The following is a 20,859-nucleotide window of genomic DNA, read 5'->3' as shown; positions in this document are numbered from 1 at the left end:
CAGTATTTATTAATAAGCTTTGTCAGCTACTGCCTTTGCAGTCGCCTCTTTAAATTGAAGTGCTGTATCTTTTAATTGGCTGGCGACACCATTACAAAGCATATCAATTACAAATAATTGCGCAATCTTTGCAGACATGGATCCGCCCTGAAGCGCTGTTTCTCTTCCGCCTGTCAGCAGAACAATATCTGATATTTTTGTAATTGGCGACCGTGTAAAATGAGTAATGGATAAAATCTTCGCTCCATTTTCTTTGGCAATTTTTAAAGCATCAACAGTATCCTTGGTGCTACCGCTTACAGAAATGCCTACTGCCATATCTTCCTTTGTCAAAGTTGTTGCAGACATAGCCTGAATATGCGAATCTACAAAAGCTTCTGTAGAGCGTCCAATTCGAATAAATTTATCTCTGGCATCTGCTGCTGTATTCCCTGATACACCAACTCCATAAAAGACGATTCGCTTACTTGAAATAATGCAATCGATAGCTTTTTCTAATTCACTTGTATCTATAATACTTACGGTTTCTTTTAAAGCCTGAATGTTATTAGCCAGTGCTTTTTGAATAATAAAATGCACTTCATCCGCTTCATTAAATTCTTCTTTGTTTGTTTCATCAAATACATCATGCGTAGATTTTGCCACTTCTTTTGTAACAGCCATTTTAAAAGACTGATATCCTTTAAAACCCATTTTTCTGCAGAAACGAAGAACTGTTGTTTCTCCTACGCCAATACGTTCTGCTAATTCTGTTACTGTCATATAAATCGTCGATTCCATATTTGCCTGTACAAAATCGGATACTTTTTTTTCTGATTTTGTAAATGTATTCTGATAACTCGATATTTTAGCTATAAATTGAACCTCATCATGAAACTCTTTCTGTTTGTTCAATTTCATCTTCTCTCCCTTCTTCGATATCCCCAAACAGTATAATACTGATGAAGTATTTCTTTCCTGCTGTTCCCTTGCATATATAGTATATCGAAATTCATACAAAGAGAAAAATGAATTTAAGTTGATTAATGGGTTATAAAATTATTATAACAACAAAAATGAATATTTCCACTATTTTTTAAAATTAAAATGGAGATTTCCTCCTTTCTCTGATTTTCACTACTTCATTTCTGTTTAATTAAAGGGCTCCAATGGATAAAAAAATAGCGTCTGACTGATTCAATTATAACCAGCCAGGCGCTATTTATATACAGCTAAACCATTCTTTCTCTCTTCTGCTGCTACGTAACAATATTCAATAAAATCGTAATTGTAACCACACTGACCACCGTGGAAATAAACGTAATCGTGGACACCAGCTGCGGCTCGGTATCAAATTCAATCGCATACATCGTCGTTGTAGCTGCTGGCGGCATAGCAGAAATAACAATTAGAACCGTCCCAATCAATGGATCCACCGGAACGAGCCATACAAATATAGCTGTAAAAATTGGTGCCGCAATCATCTTTAAGGTAACGGAGGAAAGAACAATCTGCCAATCAATTTTTAAGGCTGTTAACGAGCCTAACTGCATACCGAGCATAACCATCATCACAGGGATAGCTGCATTTCCGACCATTTCTAATGTAGAATGAATATAGTCTGGTATCGTAATAGACTGCAGTGAAAAGAAAAATGCTAAAATTGCTGCATAGGTTGTCGGCATTTTTATTATATTTTCCAGTGCTCTCCGCATTCCACTGGTACTCCTGGAAGCATAATAAATACCAAAGAAATTATTCTGCAATGCCTGAATCACCATGATAAAAATCGCATATGGCAGCGCAGCATTTCCGACACTGTACAATACAACAGGCAGACCATAGTTTCCAGAGTTCATAAAGCCTGTTGAAAGGATGGCAGCACTCTCTTTATTTCCATCCCAGCCCAAAATTTTCCCCAGCATTTTATTTATAAATACCATCACATAAAATAACAGAAACATAAAAATTACAATCACTAAAAATCCTGAATCGAATTCCGCATCATACAATGTTACAAAAACAAGTGCAGGTGAAAGAATATACAGGCAAACAGCAGACACCGACCGTACATCTAACACGCGAATACGCTGCAGCGTAAACCCGGCCGCAAATACAGCCATAATTGGTAAAATAACTTCAATAAATAATAACATATGTACCTCTCCACGCTTTTTTCAGTTAATTTAAGTGTATCATATCCGGTCAATAGATTTTTCAAATTGATGGCTAAAAATCCGTTTCTAATACGAAAAGTTGACAAACGGGCCAAAAACGTACATACTAGTAAAGTTAACAAGTAACAGCTGTGATTTGGCATTCTGCAATGCTTTTTGAAATTGCTTATTCACACTGGCGCGGCTAAGGGGCCGCAAGGATGCAGCAGAAGGTTTGGGGCTGCATTGCTTAAGTTAGAAAAGATTATTTTAGAATTTTACCGCGGACAATTCCGTAAGCGTTATACGGATCAGATGGTCAGCATATCTGGCTGATCAATTTAAAATAAGCTAATAACTCAAATTAGAAGAGAATTTATTTATTCTCAATTAAATATTATGTTTAAAGTTCTTATTCAAAAATTACGATGAAAAGGACCAAGAAGTTCAAGGCGACGAGCTTTTTACGAACGGAGCGTATGCTTTATAATACGTGAGTATCGGAAAAAGCTCGTCAACGAAGAAATTCGCCGTGTCATTTTTGTTGGACTTTTTGAATCTCCCCTTAAAAGAGGGCATTAGCCGGAACTTTTAAACTCATTTTAAATTTAATTTTGATATCACGTGTTACTTTAATCATAAAGGGGTACTCTTTTAAGAGAGTATCCCTTTTCCAAATTACAAATGTTTTGAAAGGAGTATTTATATGCCGACAGATTTACCAATTGGTTCAATCATCGCAATGACTGTATTACGAAAGATAGATACTGGATATGTTTTATCTGCCTATGGAGAAGAAGTACTGCTTCATCATAATGAAACAGAAACTGCTTTAGAGCTGGAACAGTCTGTTGATGTGTTCCTCTATTTAAATAAAAAAGGACAAGTAAATGCCACTACATATTTACCATCCATTACGCTTGGACTTTATGACTGGGCGGAAGTTGTAGGTGTTGTCCCCCGTTTAGGTGTTTTCGTCAACATTGGCACTTCAAAGGATATCCTTGTCTCCAAAGATTCCCTGCCTTTATTCCAGGAGAGCTGGCCACGCTCCGGCGATCGTCTGTATATTACCCTGCAGCTGGATAAAAAAGGCCGTTTATTAGGAGTTCCTGCTTCAGAGAATATTATTGCCACGAATGTCTTCGCAGCACCGGAACAGCTGAATCAGCAAACCGTGATCGGTACGATTTATTATACAAATAAAGAAGGTGCAGCTTTAATCACGAGTGAAGGCTACCGTGGTTTTATCCACCGTACAGAGAGAAAAGAAGAACCCCGTGTCGGGCAGGTGGTTGAAGGAAGAGTGATTGCTGTAAAAGAAGACGGCTCTATTAATGTGACACTGCGTCCATTAAAGCAGGATAGTCTATCCAATGATGCAGATGCCATTTTAAAGCATTTGGAAGCAAACAACGGCGTTATCCCTTTTCATGATAAAAGCGATCCCGAAGAAATCCGGGCAACCTTTCAAATCAGTAAATCCGCCTTTAAACGTGCTTTGGGGACTTTATTAAAGAAAGGCCAGATTAAACAGGAAAATGAGCAGATTGTTAAAATAGATTAGTCTATAAAAAAAGCAATGTCTGCATTTCCACAGACATTGCTTTTTTTATGCTTCTACGTTTTTGTAAGCGTCCATAACTGCTGAAATAATGAATCCGATTGCACCTGCAAACATACAAGCAATCCCGATTCCACCAAATCCAGCTCCTGCAAAATCAACTTTTGGTGCAATTGATGCTACAAGAATCAATAAAATCCCCACCAATGCCAAGAATACATTTGGATAGTAGCCAGCATGGGATTGTTTAGAAGTCATTTTAACTAGAAAAATACTGATAAGTGCTGTAATCGCTGTTAAAATAGCTCCGAATGTGATGACTGTTTCTACCATTTCTTCACCCCGCCATTATTTAATTACACTACTTTCAGTTTACAATTGAACTTTAGGAAAGTCAATATACACTAAAGCCGTACGTAATGAAAGCAGTGAATTTTTTATTTTCCTTATCTATAGAAAAGAAGCACCCATGTTTACAAAGTGCTTCTTTTCTATACATTACATTAATACTATACATCTGCTGCTTACAATTTTTTATGCTCTTTTAACAGCAGTGCTTTTATTTGATCTACTTCATCCTGCTGGTATACGGATTTTTCCATCGTTGGCCGATATCCGCTTACCTGATATTTTAAATATCCTTTTCCACTAAATAATTCATCCATACGGCTTTCTAATTTTAAAAAGCTGGACTGGTTCATTTCTCCTTTAATAACAGATTCATCTTTTAGTTCTTTAATATCTTGGATGTCGGCATCTTCCCGTCCAATTTCACTGACAGCCTTCCCTAAAAAAGCTGTTGGAATAAACAATTCAAAAGAAATATTGGGTTCCATTATGGTGGTTCCTGCCTCCAGCAAAGCTTTATAAAGAACATAAGGAGCTAATTTCCGAAAATCAGATGGTGTACTTACGGGACTGTAGAATAAAGCATCTTCCAATGTAATATCTATATCTATTAAAGCCCGGCCGTATAATCCCTTCTTTATTCCCTGGTCAATTCCTTGTTCAATAGCCCGCTGAAAAGCTTGTTTTAGATAACCTGTAGTTACTAAACTTTTATATCGTACACCTAAGCTTTCATTTCCCTCCACCTTCAGCATGATTTCTGCCCAATATGAATTAATGGACTCCTCTATTTCAATTCGTGCCCGCCCCATTTTTTTCACTTTTTCCTTATATAATACTTGTGGTAAGGATAAAGACAATGTTTCAAAAGGATGTATTTGTCTTAAGGTATCTTCAATGAATTCCTGCTGAATCTTGCCATAGGTCATCATGCTGATTTCATTTGTCGCTGCATCAATTTGCAAATTTAATAACGGATCTTCTAAACAGAGATTATTCAACAGATTTAATAACATAAAACGCTCGTGCTCTCCAATATGAAAAGTTGTTTTTAAAGTCGGCAGCTGAATTGGAATCGTTTTTTCTTTCAATGTATTTATAAAATCTCCAATTTCAAGGTCCTCTACGTCAGGCAGCATGAAAATGTCCCCACTACTTACCTTTGTGGCCTCTACAAATTGATTATCCTTTAAACACAATAAGTTACTAATTTTTAATTTTGTCTCTGCATTTATTTTTACATATTCTCCCCGGGACAACTCTCCGGAAAGTAAATTCAGGTAAGTCTGTTTCCGACCCTTTATAAATTCCACTTTATAAACAATAGCAGACTGTACATTACTTGCTTCATCCATCACAGCAGATGTCTCACTAATAAAGTCGAGCAACTCTCTTACACCTAAATCATGAATCGCAGATCCTTTAAAAACAGGATAGATGCTGCGCTCAAGAAATTGATGTCTTAATGCTTCTGCTATCTTATCCGCTTTTATTTTATGATCAGCAAGATATTGTACCAACAAAGATTCACTTTTCTCAATTATTCTTTCTTTCGTTTCCGTTTCTTTCATTTTGTCCACTTCTACTAGCTGATCAGAAAGCTTTTCAGACATCTCTTTTATTAATTTCTTTGAATTCGCTGTTAATAAATCTACTTTATTCACAAAAATAACTGTTGGAATACCGGCTTCAGATAACACATCAAATATCCGCCTTGTTTGAGGCTGTAAGATATCATTACCCGATACCAAAAGAATAGCCATATCAACAACGGATAAAGAACGAATGACTTCTCCAAAAAATTCAATATGCCCCGGCATATCTAAGATATTAATTTTTGTACCTTGCCAATCTACGGAAATGGAATTGGTCTTAATGGTAATCCCGCGCTCTTTTTCTATATCCAATGCGTCGGTCAGCATATTTTCCTTTTTAATACTTCCTTTTTGATAATCCGGGTGTGCCAGACTATATATCGATTCTGTTAAAGATGTCTTCCCGGCGTCAACATGGGCAACAATTCCAACATTAATAATTTTTTTCATAAAAAAAAGACTTCTATGGTTTTGCCAAAAAAAACACTCTTGTCATACCATAGAAGTCTTTGATCAGTCCTTCTTTACAGAGTTCAAGAGTATTTCTATAAAAGCACACCAAATAAACATTAAAATCCATGTTTTTTTAGTTTACTTATAAAGAAATACCTCGCCGCATACTGATCACTCGTTTCTCATTGATAAAGCAACTTTACCGAATTTTTCTGCATCTGTCAATTCTTAATCAGTCTCATCTTCATATTGCCAGGATCAAGCAATTAACGGAATATATCGGAATGGAATGGCTGATATGGTGGTACCAAAGAAATCTGATTTTATTTTCAAATCTGGAAAGTTTGGAACCTCTGCAGATGACCGTATTTTATTTATCGTAGGAAGCGGGCACGTTGAAATACTTCATAACTTTTTAGAAGAAAGCGGCCTGTTTGAGATAGAATCTGCTCTACAATATTTATAAAATCAGTAACTCTGCTACCTTATTTTCTTGGTGATTATATTATATATATTCTAGGCTATCACTTTTCCCTCTAAAAAAAGCATACATTTTTTCCAAATAGAGGTATAATTAAAAAGATATGTTTTATTTCTTCAATATAAATAGAAGGAGGAGTACAAATGCAAACGTTCGCAAATTATACTTATGAACGACCGAATATTCCGAAAGTGAAAGAGGAGTTTTATCAAAAGCTGGAGCAATTCCAAAATGCCGCTTCCCTCGATGCAGCAATTGAAGCTATTGATGAGCTTAATGCTATTAGAAATCATCTTTCCACCATGTATAATCTTGTATTTATTCGTGCTTCCATTGATACACGCGATGAATTTTATCACAACGAAAGAGATTTTTTTGATGAACATTTACCGGAAATCCAGGAATTAGATACAGCTTTTTATAAAGAGCTTCTGAAGTCTTCTTTTGAAGCACAGCTCCGTAACAAGTATGGTTCACAATTATTCGATCTGGCGGAATGCCAAATAAAAGCTTTCTCAAAAGAAATCATTCCTTTGCTGCAGACAGAAAATAAGCTGACATCTGCTTACTCAAAATTGATTGCATCTGCAGACATTAACTTTAGAGGGGAATCTTACACACTTGCACAGCTTGGACCTTTTTCAGAGGACCCAGACCGTAAAACCCGGAAAGAGGCATTGGAGGCTCGTCAAAGCTTCTTCGCTGAGAATAAAGAAAAGCTGGATTCCATCTATGATGATTTAGTAAAAACACGCCAGCAAATAGCTGAGAAGCTGGGCTATAAAAACTTTGTCGAGGTTGGCTACCTCCGTATGCAGCGTATTGATTATAATGCTGAAATGGTCGAGCGCTTCCGCAGGCAGGTAGAAGAAGTGATTGTACCAATTGCAACAAAGCTTTATGAAAAACAGGCAAAACGAATTGGTGTAGATTCTCTGAAATTCTATGATGAGTCCTTTGCTTTCTCCTCTGGCAATGCTACTCCAAAGGGCACCCCGGAATGGATTATTGAAAATGGCAAGCAAATGTATGATGAATTATCGGAGGAAACAAGCGAGTTCTTCCAGTATATGCTGGATCGTGAGCTGCTTGATTTAGAAGCAAAGAAAGGAAAAGAAAGCGGCGGTTACTGTACGTATATTGAAGATTATCAGTCTCCATTTATTTTCTCCAATTTCAATGGAACTTCTGGAGACATTGATGTATTGACACATGAGGCGGGACATGCTTTTCAGGTTTACTCCAGCCGGCATTTTTCTGTACCGGAGTATTACTTCCCGACAAGTGAGTCTGCAGAAATTCACTCCATGAGCATGGAATTCTTTGCATATCCATGGATGGAAACTTTCTTTAAAGAGGAAGTAGAAAAATATAAATATGCACATATCTCTGATGCCATTCAATTTCTTCCATACGGTGTTGCTGTAGATGAGTTCCAGCATCTGGTTTACGAAAATCCTGACTGGACACCAGAAGAGCGTAATCAGGCATGGCGTAATTTAGAAAAGAAATATCTGCCGCATCGGAATTATGATGGCATTGAAAGCTTAGAATCAGGAGCTTTTTGGCAAAAGCAGGGGCATATCTATGAGGATCCGTTCTATTATATTGACTATACTCTCGCACAAGTTTGTGCATTTCAATTCTTAAAGAAATCACAGGAAAATCGCGGAAAAGCTTGGCAGGACTATATCGACCTATGTAAATTAGGCGGTTCCAAGCCGTTTTTAGAGCTTGTTCAATCTGCTGATCTGCAATCTCCGTTTGAAGAAGGAACTGTGGAAGCTGCTGTTTCCTTTATTGAAGATTGGCTTGAGAATATTGATGATCAAAAGCTGTAAATAATAAATATATGATGAGATGCTGATAAAAATCGGCATCTCATTTTTATTAGTACGGATGGCTGTCTACTAGGCATTCCTTTAACATTATGATAAAATAATCATAGTTTTAAGGAGAAAAGGAGATTATAATGACCTATCGAGCACTTTTTTTAGATATTGATGGAACCATTTTGCAGCCGGACCATACCTACGCACCATCCACCCTGGAAGCGATTCAGCAAGTAAAAGAAACAGGGCTGGAAGTTTTTTTATGTACAGGCAGACCATTCGTGGATATTCAAAATTTAACTGCTGATTTTGGAATCACATCCTCTATTACCTATAACGGCGCCTACGCCCTTTACCAGGGAGATGTTATTTTTAACGCACCAATGAATAAGCAAGATGTTGAAAAAATGGTATCCGTTGCCGGACAGAGTGAAAGTGAGCTTGTCCTCTACACAACAGAGAATAATTACTTTACTTCATTAACAAGCCCACATGTTGAGAGTTTTAATAGAGTATTCCAGCTGTATCAAAATAAACTATTTACTACAGAGGTTGCTGATAAAATTATCTCTGCCTCCGCAATTAACGTGACAAAAGATCAGGTAAAAGACTTTGAAGTTACAGACGATTTTCATTTGACCAAAGTAAATGTAGAACATGCCAGTGAATCTTATGATGTACTGCGCGCTTCAGTCAATAAAGGAGTAGCTATTGCACAAATGCTGAACCACCTGGATATCTCACCTTCTGAAGTAATTGCTTTTGGAGACGGGATGAATGACAAAGAAATGCTTAAATTTGCCGGCACTGGGATTGCAATGGGAAATGCAGATCCAAGACTAGTTGAATATGCAGATTTTCAAACAACGTCTGTTACAGATTCAGGTATTTTTAACGGCTTGAAAAAGCTGGGTCTGGTGAAATAATAAAATAATTGATTACAGGAAAGATTGAACAAAGTATAATATAGTAAAATAAACAAGGGGGCATAAATAATGAAAAAAGATTTGTTGTTTTCCTTTCTTAAAAGTTACATTGGTTTAGTGATGATAATGTTGCTTATTTATCTAGTTTCCGGGCCTAATGACAACACATCGCTTCCCTTCGTTTTACTATCAGGTTTGCCAATCACAGCTATTATGGTGTTTACAGGTTGGGACAAAAAATTAAAAAAACACTTACCTTGAGCTTTTTATAATTAATATACAAATAGGAGTGAGCTGGATGCTCACCCCTATTTTTTTAAAACTGTTTTTTTACATTACTCAATTCATTTTTTCATATTCTGATAACACAGCCTGCGTAATAGGATGATCTTGCTCCAATCCGCTTACCTCGGTAAAAGCTGCCTTTACCCCTTTTTCCTGAATCATTTTCTGAAGCTGTACAGCCTCTTCATCTGCTGGATTATCAAATAGTAAAGCTGCTGCCATTGCTTTAGACAGATATTCGGGAGCAGCAGAGGTAAACTCCAAATACATGCTCGCCGGCCTTACAAAGCGGTCTTTCGGGCCCAGCTTGCGGAGAGGCCCTCTGGCAACCCGGCTTACCTCATCAGAGATATGTGGATTCTGAAATCTGCCGATGATTTTCTGAATATAAGCTTCATGTGCTGCCACATCAAACCCATATGCCTTTATTAAAGCCTGGCCTGACTCCTGTAATGCTCCGTTTAACATATCAAGAATTGTTTTATCCTGTAAAGCTTCAAAAATGGTTTTATGCCCATGATAGCTTCCTAAATAGGCTGTTGTTGCATGCCCGGTGTTTACAGTGAACAGCTTCCGTTCAATATATGGTCCAAGTTCATCTACATAGGTGATTCCTTTAATTTCAGGCAGATCACCTTGAATAAATGCTTTTTCCACAACCCATTCATAATAAGGCTCCACCGTAACATCCAGTAAATTCTCATTCGATTGATTCGGTACAATTCTATCTACAGCAGCATCCGGAAAGCTAAATAAATCATCGAACCCTTCCCTGTCCACTTCCTCAATTTCCTGATAGACATATTCCTTTAATAACGTACTCCCGCCAATCATATTTTCACAAGCAATAATCGCCAGCGGCTTCCGGTGAATATCAATTCTTTCTGCAAGACCTTTTGCAACCGCTTTGGCGATAACTGGCAGGATATTCGGTCCGACTGCTGTTGTTACAATGTCAGCTTCTATAATTGCTTTTGTTACAGCTTTAGGATCTTTCATACTATTTATGCCCGAGATATGCTGGACAGTGCTGGGTTCACTTGTGTCATCAGCAAAATGAACCTGGTAGGATTTATCCTGATTAATTGCTGTGATTACCTCATCATTGACGTCTACAAAGGTAACCTCATATCCTGACTGGTCCAGTAAAAGTCCAATAAAACCTCTGCCGATATTTCCGGCTCCAAAATGAACAGCCTTCATTATTCATTCACCTCATTAAGGAGTGTAATGATTTCCTCCTTGGAAGATGCCTGTATCAATTTCTCTACATTCTCTTCCTCTGAACAAATAATAGCAATTTGCGAAAGAATTTCTAAATGCTCATCTCCTTTTCCAGCAATACCGATCAAAAGCTTCACAATATTTCCATCGCCAAAGTCAACACCGTCTGGAACAGTTACAACAGAAAGCCCTGTTTCTATAACTTCTTTTTTCGCATCTTCTGTACCGTGCGGAATTGCTAGAGAATTCCCCATAAAGGTCGTTGCAATTTCTTCACGCTCCAGCATTTTATCAATATAATTTTCTTTCACATAGCCATTATTTAATAAAATACCGCCGACATAACGAACTGCTTCCTCCTTAGACGAGACTTGTACACCTAATTCAATATTCTCTGTGCTTAAAATTTCTTTTGCCATGGATATGCACTCCTTTGTAAAACTTGGATGTAGTATCTTTTTTTACTGTTTCATGTCTGAATTACCGTTTTATAAACGGTTTTCCGCATGATAAAATTTTTCCTGAATAAATAGTTGAAACTGGTTTGTTAAAAATTGGCTGATTTCTTTTTCTTCCGCTTCCTGGAGCAGCTGCACATAGTCATCATCCTGGACAATTAATCCGCTGAGATAGCTTAATATATCTAATGCTTCTTTATGCGTGGAAGCCGGCGCAAGCATCATTAAAATACGTGATACTTTCATATTTACCCCGTCCATCCCTAAAAGCTCTATTTCTTTTGGTAATTGAAAAATAAAGAAGCCGGGGCCATTGACTGTATTTGATCTGGTATGGAATAAAGCAAGCTGTGAATCAGGAATTCCAAGCCCGCCTTGTGCTTCCCGCCTGATAAGTTTTTCATGCAGCACATCTTTATCATCAATGATACTGTAATGCTGTAATTGATGACAGATTAATTCTAAAAAGGGTGTGTTATTATCCTCCAGATGGAATAATTTAAATTGATTTAAGACGCGTAAAATCACATCAGAATAACGATGCATTTCCTGGAGGTTAACTAGAAAATCCCCCTCCATAATCTTATTTGTTTTAACAGATGGTTTCGGCCGTCCTGTTAAAGCGGCTTTTCTTAGAGCTGTTTTTACTTTTGCCGCCTCGTTATCTGTCAGCATCGGTGAAATATGCACATAGCTCTGACCCAGATTTTCTAAAAGGACGGTTGAGACAATGACATCGTATTCTAAAAGCTCTGCCTGATTCAAATCAAAAATAGATTGATGCTTCGCTATCTCTATTTCCGGAAACTTACGCTCCAATTTGGAGGCCAGCATTTTGGAAGTACCAATTCCTGTAGAACAGATAACAAGCACACGGACATCCTTATGCTGCTCTGTCTGCAGAAGAGTAGCTGCAAAATGCAAGACAATATAAGCAATCTCTTCGTCAGGAATCTTTAAATCCGGAAAAACAGATGTAACACATTCTTCAATTACTTCAAACAGCTCCAGATAATCCCGCTTAATCTCATCCAGCATCGGATTATGAATATTCATTTGCTGCTTGATGCGGTAAACAGCCGGCTTTAAATGTGTTGTTAAATCATTTAAAAACCTGTTATTTCCCGATAAATCAATATGCAGCTGTTCTCCAACCTTGCGGATAAGCTCTTTTGCCCGATGTGCCAGGTCTATACTTGTCTCTTCCAGCAGATAGGACTGATTCTCTCTGAGCTTTGCCCCCATTAAATGCATCGTAATATAGCCAATCTCATCCTCTGGGATATCTATTGAAAATGCTTCACTAAGCCTCTCAATCAGCTTGGCAGCAATCTGATACTCCTGTTTACCCTGAATCTCCTGTTTATACACTTCATCAAAATGTATGGTATCGCCTTTTTGCAGTCTTTCAATAGCTAGTGCTAAATGAACAACAAGCCCGACATAAGCACTGTCAGCCAGATGATAAGGAAGCTCCCTGCCAATTTCCTGGACCTGTTCTTCTATTATTTCTAATTTCTTCGGATCAACAAGACCTAATAAACGGTCAGAAATTGTTTCTCCCTTTGCTTTTTCTTCTTTTGTTTTTGTTTTTATTTTCTCTACAAATTCAAATAAATCAATATGCCGGGAGATTAAATTACTCAATATCGCCCGTTTTTTTACCTCACTGCCCTGAACCTCTACGCCATATCCTTTTTTACGGACAAGCTTCAGGTCAAAAGCTTTCATACGCTCTTCCATATCGTCCAAATCCTGTGAAATGGTTGCAATAGTCACATTTAATTCACTGGACAGAGTAAATAATTTAATTGGTTCATGAACCTGTATTAACGTATTTAATAAAATAGACTGTCTTTCCTCTTTGGATAATTCCACTCCATCCATTTGTGCAACCTTATCTCTTAACTGCTTCTTCTTTTGCACGTCCCCATAAATCGTTATACCTGAACCTGATTTCTTATGAAATATCAGCTGATACGTTGCTAATACATCTTCCAGTCTCTTTAACTCACGGTGAATGGTTCTGGTACTGACGTTCAGTTTATCAGCTACTTGCTTTACTGTTTTTTCTTCTTCAGATGCTAATAAAAAGGTGAGGATATTCCGTTCACGACTGGTAAGGTACATCCCCATTCACCTCCCTTCTGCCAATAGCCCTCTCTTATAGGATGTCAAAAGTCCAACCAAAATGACACTTAAAAAGAGAAGGCTATTATCATATTATAACTGTTTCAGATGTATTAGTCTTTTAACCGCTCCACCAGTTCATCATAACGCGGACTGTTTAAGAAATTATCTACAGAGATATGCTCTGCGTCCGGACGTTTTGCCTTAGCGCGGTCTGTCAGCGTTTTTTGTGTAATAATAATATCAGCATCTTCCGGAATTTCATTAATTGCTTTATTCGTTACATCAATGTCAATTCCGCTCTTCTTGAATTTATTCTTTAACAGGGAAGCTCCCATTGCACTGGAACCCATGCCGGCATCACAGGCAAAGATAATTTTGTTCACTTCTGCTGTCTCCTTAACAGGAGTTTCTCCATTATCTGCTTCTTTATCCCCTGTCAATGAACTGCTGACACTGCTCTTCTTCCCTTTCATAGCTTCCATTTTTTCAGTGGAAGCAGTAAGGTCCTCTTCTCCGCCTTTGGAGGTCTTCAGGATAAAGGACGCAATGGCAAAGGAAACTGCAGCTGCTATCAGGACACTTAAGATTACCCCTATATAGCTGTTCAGATTACCTGGCGTCATTGCTATAACTGCGAAAATACTTCCTGGTGAAGCAGCAGCTCTCAATCCTGCATCAAATAACTGAAGTGTAAATATACCTGACATACCACCGAAAATGGCTGCAATAATCAATGTAGGCTTCATTAAGATGTAAGGGAAATAAATTTCATGAATACCGCCTAAGAATTGAATAATTGCTGCTCCTGGTGCAGATGCCTTTGACACGCCTTTTCCAAAGAAAGCAAAAGCAAGTAAAATTCCCAACCCCGGTCCAGGGTTTGCTTCCAGAAGGAAAAGAATAGATTTCCCTGTTTCTAATGACTGTTCTGTACCAAGCGGCGTCAGTATACCATGGTTAATGGCATTATTTAAAAACAGTGTCTTGGCAGGCTCTAAAATGATACTGGTTAATGGCAGTAAACCTGCGTTCACAATAGCTTCGACGCCTTTTGCTAAAGCATTTGTCAAACCAGATACTAATGGTCCAATTCCTGCTACAGCTATCATAGCAAGAATAGCAGCTAAAATCCCGGCTGAGAAATTATTATATAGCATTTCAAAGCCCTGACGAATTTTCGCCTGGAATAAATCATCAATTTTCTTCATCAGGTAACCGGCCAGCGGTCCCATTATCATTGCTCCAAGGAACATCGGCTGGTCAGCTCCGACGATAACCCCCATTGTCGCAGTAGCACCGACAACTCCTCCACGGATATCATAGACTATACGGCCGCCAGTGAAACCAATCAATAATGGTAATAAATATTTGATCATTGGATCAACTAGGGACGCCATATTTTCATTTGGAATCCAGCCATCCGGAATAAATAATGCAGTAATAAGTCCCCACGCAATAAATGCGCCAATATTTGGCATAACCATTCCGCTGAGGTTGCTGCCAAACTTTTGTACCTTTGCACGTATACCGTTATTTTGTGTTGACATGTTGTTAACCCCTTTCATTTTTTTGGATTGTGTTCTTACCTTTATTTTATTCTCTGTTATATAGGGAAAACAACCTAATCAAAATGCAACTTTGTCACGCGCTTGTTGCCAAAATACTATTAGCTTTTTAGAATCTTTTCCGGATGCGGGATAAACAGACCTAATGCTTCCATGAATTTGTTTTTTTTATCACTTACTAACATAAAATCAAGGAAATAAATGTTATTTTTAAATGTAAAAAGACATCTGTTAGAAAAAGATACCCTCTTCTTCTCCAACAAAATGTCTTGATATCTCTGTACTATTTTTTCATTCACTTCATAGAAAAAATCCTCCGTACAGCATTGCTCCACCAATAACAAAGGCTGGATGCACCTGTTTAATCTCTATCAGGTAAAAGCTGATCAGAATAATAATCGCAGTCTGCAGTAAGCCAATACTGACATATGCTTCTGTCCAGAAATTCCAGGCAATTACTCCCAGCAGTACAGCAATAACAGGCTGTACAAACACAGTCAATCTATGTACTCGTTTGGACTTTTTATATTTAAGTAAAATTCCTCCCAGTACAATCATTAAAATTAAAGAAGGAGCAACTGTAGCAAAAATCCCAATAAAGGAACCCAGCACACCGCCCAGTTCATAACCGACATACCCCGCCATTTTTGTTGCAATTGGTCCCGGTAAGGAATTAGCAAAAGCCAGTACCTCTCCAAACTCCTGCACAGACATCCATCCATAATTACGTACAACTTCATTCTCTACTAAGGATATGGACGCCGGTCCGCCTCCATATCCAAGCACGCCAGGAAGAAAAAAGGCAACAAAAATATCCCAAAAAATCATGAACGTTCACCCTCTTCCTCCTTCTTCTTTACTGGAAGAGCAAATGCGATAATTAAAAGAATTCCAATCACGATTCCCGGATGAATATGCAGGATATTTAAAACAATAAAAATAACAGCAAGCATTATAGAAGCCGTCCACCAGCCCAGTCCCTTTCCCGCTTTATATAAAAATTGCCAGGTAAGGACTGCCATCATCATACCGACAACAGCTACAACAGCAGCTGTCATGCCTTTGACCCAATCAAATTCACGAACCTCTGATAATGTCCTTAATAAAATAATAATCAGTAAAACCGTTGGAACAACGGAAGCAATTAACGCATTCAGCATTCCAATCCAGCCTGAGACACGATAGCCGATATAGCCTGCCAGCTTTGTAGCTATTGGTCCCGGCAAAGTATTACTGATCGACAGCATATCTATAAATTCGTCCTCATCCATCCATTTATACTTCTCAACAGCTTCCTTCCGCATTAATGGAATGGAGGCCGGCCCGCCGCCGAAGCCCAGCATTCCTACCCGGAAGAAAGCAATAAAAATTTCCCATTGCTTTTTCATAAATATAACCCTTCTCTACACCATTTTTCACCTACCATACAGCAATATGACCATCTGCCCGTGACTCAGTCCCTCCGGCAAGCACGCCTGTTTCCGGGTCACGCCAGATAATCTGTCCGCGTCCAAAGCTGTTCGGCTCCAGCTGTATTTGAATATCATGCCCTTTTTGCCTTAATTCTTGAGCAATTGTATAAGAAAATCGATTCTCCACCTCTATCTTTTTCTCTTTTATCCATTGCCACCTCGGTGCATCTAAAGCAGCTTGCGGATGAAGTCCAAAATCAATGGTATTCATAATAATCTGCATATGCCCCTGTGGCTGCATAAATCCTCCCATGATGCTAAACGGTCCGACAGCTTCATTATCCTTTGTAACAAAGCCTGGAATAATTGTATGAAATGTCTTTTTTCCGCCTTCTAATACGTTAATATGCGTCTTGTCCATTGAAAAGCCAAAGCCGCGATTTTGCATAGTAATACCTGTCCCCGGGATAACAATACCTGAACCGAAGCCCATATAATTACTCTGGATAAAGGAAACCATATTCCCTTCCTCGTCAGCTGCTGCTAAATAAACGGTGCCGCTGCCGGAAGGGGTTCCGGCCTCAGGCAGAATCGCTTCGTCACTAATAAGTGCTCTTCTTTCTGCTGCATATTGATCGCTTAGCAGCTGCTTCGTTGTATAGCGCATCTTCGCCTCCTCGGTAATATGCTGTTTCCCATCTTCAAAGGCCAGCTTGATGGCTTCCATTTGTTTATGATATGTATCCACTGATTCTTTTACTGTAAATTTATATCCTTTTAATATATTCAATGCTTCCAGTGCTATGATTCCCTGCCCGTTCGGTGGAATTTCCCAAATATCATACCCGCGGTAATTTACCTTTACCGGTTCTACCCATTCTGATTTATATTTTTCTAAATCTGTCTTCGTTAAAAATCCACCAGCTTCTTTAGACGCTTGCGCAATCTTTTCAGCCAGCTCTCCTTCATAAAAGGAAGCTGCATTTGTTTCTGCAATTTTTTCTAAAGTAGCTGCATGATCAGCTGATTCCCAAATCTCTCCTACTTTTGGAGCTCTGCCGTTCGGAGCAAAGAGTTCAAACCAGGCATTAAAATCATATCCCTCTTCCTTTTTATACATTTGATATGCCCTTTTCCAAAATCGTGCCAGTGTCGGTGAAACAGGAAATCCCTCACGGGCATAACGAACAGCCGGCTGCAGTGTTTCTTTTAAGGATAACTTACCGAAACGTTCAGATAATTCAACCCATGCTTTCGGCACACCCGGCACCGTAACGGGAATCCATCCGAATTTTGGAATAGCATCATATCCTTTTTCTTTTACTGCTTCTATGGAAATACTCTCCGGGGACCTCCCGCTTCCATTTAATCCGTGTAATTTCCCTTTTGTCCATACAAGTGCAAAGGCATCTCCGCCAATCCCGTTTGAAGTGGGCTCTACAACTGTCAAACAAGCCGCTGTCGCAATAGCAGCATCGATGGCATTCCCTCCTTTTTTCAGGATTTCCAAGCCTGCTTCTGCCGCCAAAGGCTGTGTTGTGGCCACCATTCCCTTTCTGGCGTATACAGATTCTCTTGCAATTGCATAAGGATTAAATTTATTATGTATATGCTCCATCTGCTCATCCTTTCAGATGTATTTATATTATTTTGCGGAAAAACGGTATATTCCGTTAAAGAAAGTCAACATATGTCTTACTCTACTATCCTTATAGTCTATCATATTTATTCTTGAATCTGTATGTGTTCTTGCCAGACCGTACATTTCTTCTGTTAATCGTATGAAAAAAGACCCTCCCATCTTAATAGGAAAGTCTTTTAAAGTAATCTAGTTTTCTGCGAGGAAAAGCCCGAGCTGTGCCAATAAAGCACTGCATAAATAAGTACCTGCAAAAACAAATACAGCTACAATCGCAACTTTCCAGGATGTTTTCCGCAAATCCACAAGGCGGTTTGCTACAGAAATCCCGGCAACAGTCAAGATCGGTGTTGTAATAGCCAGAAAATCAACAGACTGGATTGCTTCAACAAAAAAGTCTGAGACCAGACACATCGTTAAGGAGGCAATAGATACCCAGCCTAAAATCGGAAAATCACGAATGACCTTAATAGGAACCAATTTCATTAAATCAGCAATAATAACACCTATAAATGAAAATAACCAGAGGATGCCTAAACCGACAAAGGTCATGGATGTAATTGGTGTCGAATCGGGATTTTTTAACAGCTTAATTTCCTGTGTAAACAGAATTAAAGATACACTTAACAAAAGCACTAACGCATAACGGACATAACGGCGCATTGTCGGGCTCATTTTTTGTCACCTCTAACTAAAAACTTATACATAAACTGCTGTAAGGGAGCTGCAAGAAACACCATGGTAAATGTTCCTATAAAACTCGTTAACAGCTGACTGGCTGAAGCATAGGCTAAAATCGTACTCTCCATTTCTGGAACTCTTGCAACCAATGTTGCTGATGAAGCACTCATCATACTCCCGGATCCAACCCCGGACGCCATTGCAAGTGCTTCGACCCGAAATCCGAAATCAAGTAAAATAGGTGCAAAAATACTAAAGAACATCGTTCCAAACAACGTACCGATAACATAGAGCGAGATAACGCCCCGCCCTTCTGGAGATTCCAGCGTATACTTTTCAGAAATATATGCAAGCTCTCCCTCTCTCCCTATTCCTAACGTTGCCCCAATTGCTTCCCGGCGTAAACCGATTAATATCGCTATTGGCAGCCCGATAAGAACGGTCCCCAGATTACCAATTTCCTGAATGATAAACACCCAGCCAACCTGCAGGATTTCCCGAATCTGCGGTGCCACATCTGATCCATATCTGGCCATAAGCGGCAGCATGATAAAAATTAAATATTTACTCGCAAAATCAACATTCTTCTTACTATAAATCTTTTTCAGAATACCTTTCCTCAAGAACGGCAAAGCAAGAATCATAGCAATTGCAATCGCAAATACTAACGGGAGCATGGAGATGGTCATAGACCCTATCGAAATGGTCTGGATCCCAATCAGCTCAGCCGCTGCAATTACCGCTAATACAAAAACTAAAAAATAAACAAAGTTTTTAACCATATATATTCCTCAATTCCTAAATATAATTAGATGGGTTAATCAACAATCTGGTTAATGACGGAAAGGTATTCCGAATAAGAACGCTTGTACAGCTTTTGCTTATCTACATTTTCATCTATATTTTCTAATACTCCTGCAACGAATTCCGGGAAAATATGATAGATAAATTCTGGATCCACATCAATAAAATCATCACCATGAATCGTTCCGGTAAAGCCGCTGTAGCCAATTTGAATACACGGAATCATATAGGATAGATCTCCAATATCCCCTGCTGCACTAATAAAGCTTTCATTATCGATTTCATCAATTCCTGAAAAATCATCAAATACAGCCTGTACAAAGGTTGACAGGTATCTGTCCTGAATAAAAGGAAGGTATCCCATTTGCGTCTGTGCTGCTACTTCCCCCTGCAAGGCAATAGCACTGCCTCTCGCCGCATCATCCAGCTTTGCTGCTGCTTCTTTTAAATAATCAACTGTTTTGGTCCGGAGATCTGTTCCAACCGTAATTTCATTCGGAATAACATTCGTAGACATATCCGATCCCATCACAATTGGATTAATCCGGACATGCTCCTTCTCATCCAGCTGCTGTCTCATTAAGCCGACTGCTGTATTAAAAACCGTTGACATGCTGTATGCGTTCTTACTGGAAAATGGATCAAATCCGGCATGTGTTGCTTTTCCTTTAAAGGTATACTTCTTATAAAGAAAACCGGCTAAATCACAATTCACATTCACTGTTCTATTATCAAATTCCCCACCAATGGCATGGACACAAATAGCTAAATCAATATCATCAAACACACCAAACTTCATCGCTTCCGGCTTTCCGCCATAATGTGTGATGGTTCCCTGTTCGATTAATTCATCCCGATAAGCTAAATCTAAATATTCTTCCGCCGGAACAAAGACAAAGGTTATTTTATTTTTCCAATTTCTGCTGGCATTTGTTTTCACATAATAACGGTAAACAGCAAGTGCAATGGCCACCTGTGTATAATGGCCGCAGTTATGAGCCGCCCCTGTTTTTTTATCTGCATACATATGTGATGGAGCATACACTGCATCCAGCTCGGCAATAAACGCAATATGTTTATCCCCGTCTTCCGGACCTAACGTTGTCTTAAAGCCAGTAGTACTGAAATGCTCAATCTCAACTTCTGGATTAACTTCCTTCAAAAAACGGATAATATTTTCTTTTGTCCGCTGCTCTTTATAGCCCAGTTCCGGATGATGATAAATATCCTCCGCAAAGTCTTTTATCTGCTGATACTGCTCCTTAAAAAACATAATGGATTCTGAACGCTCCTTTTTCATCCTATTAAAGTGTTAAAGCATGAT

Annotated in this window: 18 protein-coding genes and 1 pseudogene; 5 read left to right on the top strand and 14 right to left on the bottom strand. The window is 38.7% G+C overall.

All coding sequences use genetic code 11. From position 1 onward, the window contains the following. Positions 1-9: 9 nt before the first annotated feature. Both BN1068_RS05825 and BN1068_RS05820 read right to left on the bottom strand, forming a co-directional pair. Positions 10-900: a MurR/RpiR family transcriptional regulator gene (locus tag BN1068_RS05825; RefSeq protein WP_077601888.1), complete on the bottom strand. Its 891-nt coding sequence runs from the start codon at positions 898-900 to the stop codon at positions 10-12. A gap of 338 nt (positions 901-1,238) precedes the next feature. Further along, positions 1,239-2,135, bottom strand: a complete 897-nt coding sequence (locus BN1068_RS05820; protein ID WP_077601887.1) for an AEC family transporter — start codon at positions 2,133-2,135, stop codon at positions 1,239-1,241. A gap of 706 nt (positions 2,136-2,841) precedes the next feature. On the opposite strand from BN1068_RS05820, the gene BN1068_RS05815 reads away from it, so the two are divergent. Beyond that, the gene (locus tag BN1068_RS05815) at positions 2,842-3,702 is read left to right on the top strand and encodes a CvfB family protein (protein WP_077601886.1); all 861 of its coding nucleotides are present in this window, start codon (positions 2,842-2,844) and stop codon (positions 3,700-3,702) included. A 45-nt stretch (positions 3,703-3,747) separates the two neighbouring features. Here the strand turns inward: BN1068_RS05815 and BN1068_RS05810 are convergent, their stop codons facing one another. Further along, a complete protein-coding gene (locus BN1068_RS05810) occupies positions 3,748-4,032 on the bottom strand; it encodes a hypothetical protein (RefSeq protein WP_077601885.1) in 285 nt (94 codons plus the stop codon). A gap of 191 nt (positions 4,033-4,223) precedes the next feature. Then, positions 4,224-6,092 (bottom strand): GTP-binding protein, encoded by a 1,869-nt coding sequence (locus BN1068_RS05805; protein WP_077601884.1) that lies wholly within the window; start codon positions 6,090-6,092, stop codon positions 4,224-4,226. Between the two features lie 287 nt (positions 6,093-6,379). Here BN1068_RS05805 and BN1068_RS23560 point away from each other — a divergent pair. The 4 genes and pseudogenes from BN1068_RS23560 (at position 6,380) to BN1068_RS05790 (ending at position 9,595) form a co-directional block, all read left to right on the top strand. Then, a pseudogene (locus tag BN1068_RS23560) lies at positions 6,380-6,561 on the top strand (DUF5694 domain-containing protein). Between the two features lie 158 nt (positions 6,562-6,719). Continuing rightward, positions 6,720-8,417 carry a M3 family oligoendopeptidase gene (locus BN1068_RS05800; protein WP_077601883.1) on the top strand — a complete coding sequence of 566 codons (1,698 nt, stop codon included), beginning with the start codon at positions 6,720-6,722 and terminating at the stop codon, positions 8,415-8,417. Positions 8,418-8,548: 131 nt separating this feature from the next. Continuing rightward, positions 8,549-9,334: a Cof-type HAD-IIB family hydrolase gene (locus BN1068_RS05795; RefSeq protein WP_077601882.1), complete on the top strand. Its 786-nt coding sequence runs from the start codon at positions 8,549-8,551 to the stop codon at positions 9,332-9,334. Between the two features lie 69 nt (positions 9,335-9,403). After that, on the top strand, positions 9,404-9,595 hold the full coding sequence (locus tag BN1068_RS05790; protein WP_077601881.1) for a hypothetical protein: 192 nt from the start codon (positions 9,404-9,406) through the stop codon (positions 9,593-9,595). 78 nt (positions 9,596-9,673) lie between these two features. Here the strand turns inward: BN1068_RS05790 and BN1068_RS05785 are convergent, their stop codons facing one another. The 10 genes from BN1068_RS05785 to BN1068_RS05735 form a co-directional block, all read right to left on the bottom strand. Then, positions 9,674-10,822 (bottom strand): mannitol-1-phosphate 5-dehydrogenase, encoded by a 1,149-nt coding sequence (locus BN1068_RS05785; RefSeq protein WP_077601880.1) that lies wholly within the window; start codon positions 10,820-10,822, stop codon positions 9,674-9,676. Further along, the gene (locus BN1068_RS05780; RefSeq protein WP_077601879.1) at positions 10,822-11,262 is read right to left on the bottom strand and encodes a PTS mannitol transporter subunit IIA; all 441 of its coding nucleotides are present in this window, start codon (positions 11,260-11,262) and stop codon (positions 10,822-10,824) included. Before BN1068_RS05780 ends, BN1068_RS05785 begins: the two co-directional genes overlap by 1 nt. 69 nt (positions 11,263-11,331) lie before the next feature. Continuing rightward, positions 11,332-13,431: a BglG family transcription antiterminator gene (locus BN1068_RS05775; RefSeq protein ID WP_077601878.1), complete on the bottom strand. Its 2,100-nt coding sequence runs from the start codon at positions 13,429-13,431 to the stop codon at positions 11,332-11,334. Positions 13,432-13,544: 113 nt separating this feature from the next. Further along, entirely contained in the window at positions 13,545-14,981 is a 1,437-nt protein-coding gene (locus BN1068_RS05770) for a PTS mannitol transporter subunit IIBC (RefSeq protein WP_077601877.1), read from the bottom strand. A gap of 318 nt (positions 14,982-15,299) precedes the next feature. Beyond that, positions 15,300-15,827 carry a chromate transporter gene (locus BN1068_RS05760; protein WP_077601875.1) on the bottom strand — a complete coding sequence of 176 codons (528 nt, stop codon included), beginning with the start codon at positions 15,825-15,827 and terminating at the stop codon, positions 15,300-15,302. Further along, a complete protein-coding gene (locus BN1068_RS05755) occupies positions 15,824-16,387 on the bottom strand; it encodes a chromate transporter (protein ID WP_077601874.1) in 564 nt (187 codons plus the stop codon). The genes BN1068_RS05760 and BN1068_RS05755 overlap by 4 nt, the downstream gene beginning before the upstream one ends. A 31-nt stretch (positions 16,388-16,418) precedes the next feature. Next, on the bottom strand, positions 16,419-18,029 hold the full coding sequence (locus tag BN1068_RS05750) for a gamma-glutamyltransferase family protein (protein ID WP_077601873.1): 1,611 nt from the start codon (positions 18,027-18,029) through the stop codon (positions 16,419-16,421). Between the two features lie 210 nt (positions 18,030-18,239). Continuing rightward, a complete protein-coding gene (locus BN1068_RS05745) occupies positions 18,240-18,725 on the bottom strand; it encodes a DUF751 domain-containing protein (RefSeq protein WP_077601872.1) in 486 nt (161 codons plus the stop codon). Then, the gene (locus BN1068_RS05740) at positions 18,722-19,513 is read right to left on the bottom strand and encodes a DUF3100 domain-containing protein (protein WP_077601871.1); all 792 of its coding nucleotides are present in this window, start codon (positions 19,511-19,513) and stop codon (positions 18,722-18,724) included. Before BN1068_RS05740 ends, BN1068_RS05745 begins: the two co-directional genes overlap by 4 nt. Before the next feature lie 35 nt (positions 19,514-19,548). Continuing rightward, positions 19,549-20,808 carry a M20/M25/M40 family metallo-hydrolase gene (locus BN1068_RS05735; RefSeq protein WP_077601870.1) on the bottom strand — a complete coding sequence of 420 codons (1,260 nt, stop codon included), beginning with the start codon at positions 20,806-20,808 and terminating at the stop codon, positions 19,549-19,551. Between the last annotated feature and the right edge of the window lie 51 nt (positions 20,809-20,859).

This window comes from Oceanobacillus sojae (assembly GCF_900162665.1).
Lineage (GTDB): Bacteria > Bacillota > Bacilli > Bacillales > Amphibacillaceae > Oceanobacillus > Oceanobacillus sojae_A.
The sequence above is the reverse complement of the archived record's forward strand: the minus strand, read 5'-3'. Positions and strand labels throughout refer to the sequence as shown.

What these genes read in the sequence shown, in the direction of transcription:
- BN1068_RS05800 (WP_077601883.1), top strand. Translation starts at nt 6,720, where the DNA reads ATGCAAACGTTCGCAAATTATACTTATGAACGACCGAATATTCCGAAA.
- BN1068_RS05755 (WP_077601874.1), bottom strand. Translation starts at nt 16,387, where the DNA reads ATGAAAAAGCAATGGGAAATTTTTATTGCTTTCTTCCGGGTAGGAATG.
- BN1068_RS05770 (WP_077601877.1), bottom strand. Translation starts at nt 14,981, where the DNA reads ATGTCAACACAAAATAACGGTATACGTGCAAAGGTACAAAAGTTTGGC.
- BN1068_RS05785 (WP_077601880.1), bottom strand. Translation starts at nt 10,822, where the DNA reads ATGAAGGCTGTTCATTTTGGAGCCGGAAATATCGGCAGAGGTTTTATT.
- BN1068_RS05820 (WP_077601887.1), bottom strand. Translation starts at nt 2,135, where the DNA reads ATGTTATTATTTATTGAAGTTATTTTACCAATTATGGCTGTATTTGCG.
- BN1068_RS05815 (WP_077601886.1), top strand. Translation starts at nt 2,842, where the DNA reads ATGCCGACAGATTTACCAATTGGTTCAATCATCGCAATGACTGTATTA.
- BN1068_RS05750 (WP_077601873.1), bottom strand. Translation starts at nt 18,029, where the DNA reads ATGGAGCATATACATAATAAATTTAATCCTTATGCAATTGCAAGAGAA.
- BN1068_RS05810 (WP_077601885.1), bottom strand. Translation starts at nt 4,032, where the DNA reads ATGGTAGAAACAGTCATCACATTCGGAGCTATTTTAACAGCGATTACA.
- BN1068_RS05805 (WP_077601884.1), bottom strand. Translation starts at nt 6,092, where the DNA reads ATGAAAAAAATTATTAATGTTGGAATTGTTGCCCATGTTGACGCCGGG.
- BN1068_RS05775 (WP_077601878.1), bottom strand. Translation starts at nt 13,431, where the DNA reads ATGTACCTTACCAGTCGTGAACGGAATATCCTCACCTTTTTATTAGCA.
- BN1068_RS05740 (WP_077601871.1), bottom strand. Translation starts at nt 19,513, where the DNA reads ATGGTTAAAAACTTTGTTTATTTTTTAGTTTTTGTATTAGCGGTAATT.
- BN1068_RS05760 (WP_077601875.1), bottom strand. Translation starts at nt 15,827, where the DNA reads ATGATTTTTTGGGATATTTTTGTTGCCTTTTTTCTTCCTGGCGTGCTT.
- BN1068_RS05790 (WP_077601881.1), top strand. Translation starts at nt 9,404, where the DNA reads ATGAAAAAAGATTTGTTGTTTTCCTTTCTTAAAAGTTACATTGGTTTA.
- BN1068_RS05795 (WP_077601882.1), top strand. Translation starts at nt 8,549, where the DNA reads ATGACCTATCGAGCACTTTTTTTAGATATTGATGGAACCATTTTGCAG.
- BN1068_RS05780 (WP_077601879.1), bottom strand. Translation starts at nt 11,262, where the DNA reads ATGGCAAAAGAAATTTTAAGCACAGAGAATATTGAATTAGGTGTACAA.
- BN1068_RS05825 (WP_077601888.1), bottom strand. Translation starts at nt 900, where the DNA reads ATGAAATTGAACAAACAGAAAGAGTTTCATGATGAGGTTCAATTTATA.
- BN1068_RS05745 (WP_077601872.1), bottom strand. Translation starts at nt 18,725, where the DNA reads ATGAGCCCGACAATGCGCCGTTATGTCCGTTATGCGTTAGTGCTTTTG.
- BN1068_RS05735 (WP_077601870.1), bottom strand. Translation starts at nt 20,808, where the DNA reads ATGTTTTTTAAGGAGCAGTATCAGCAGATAAAAGACTTTGCGGAGGAT.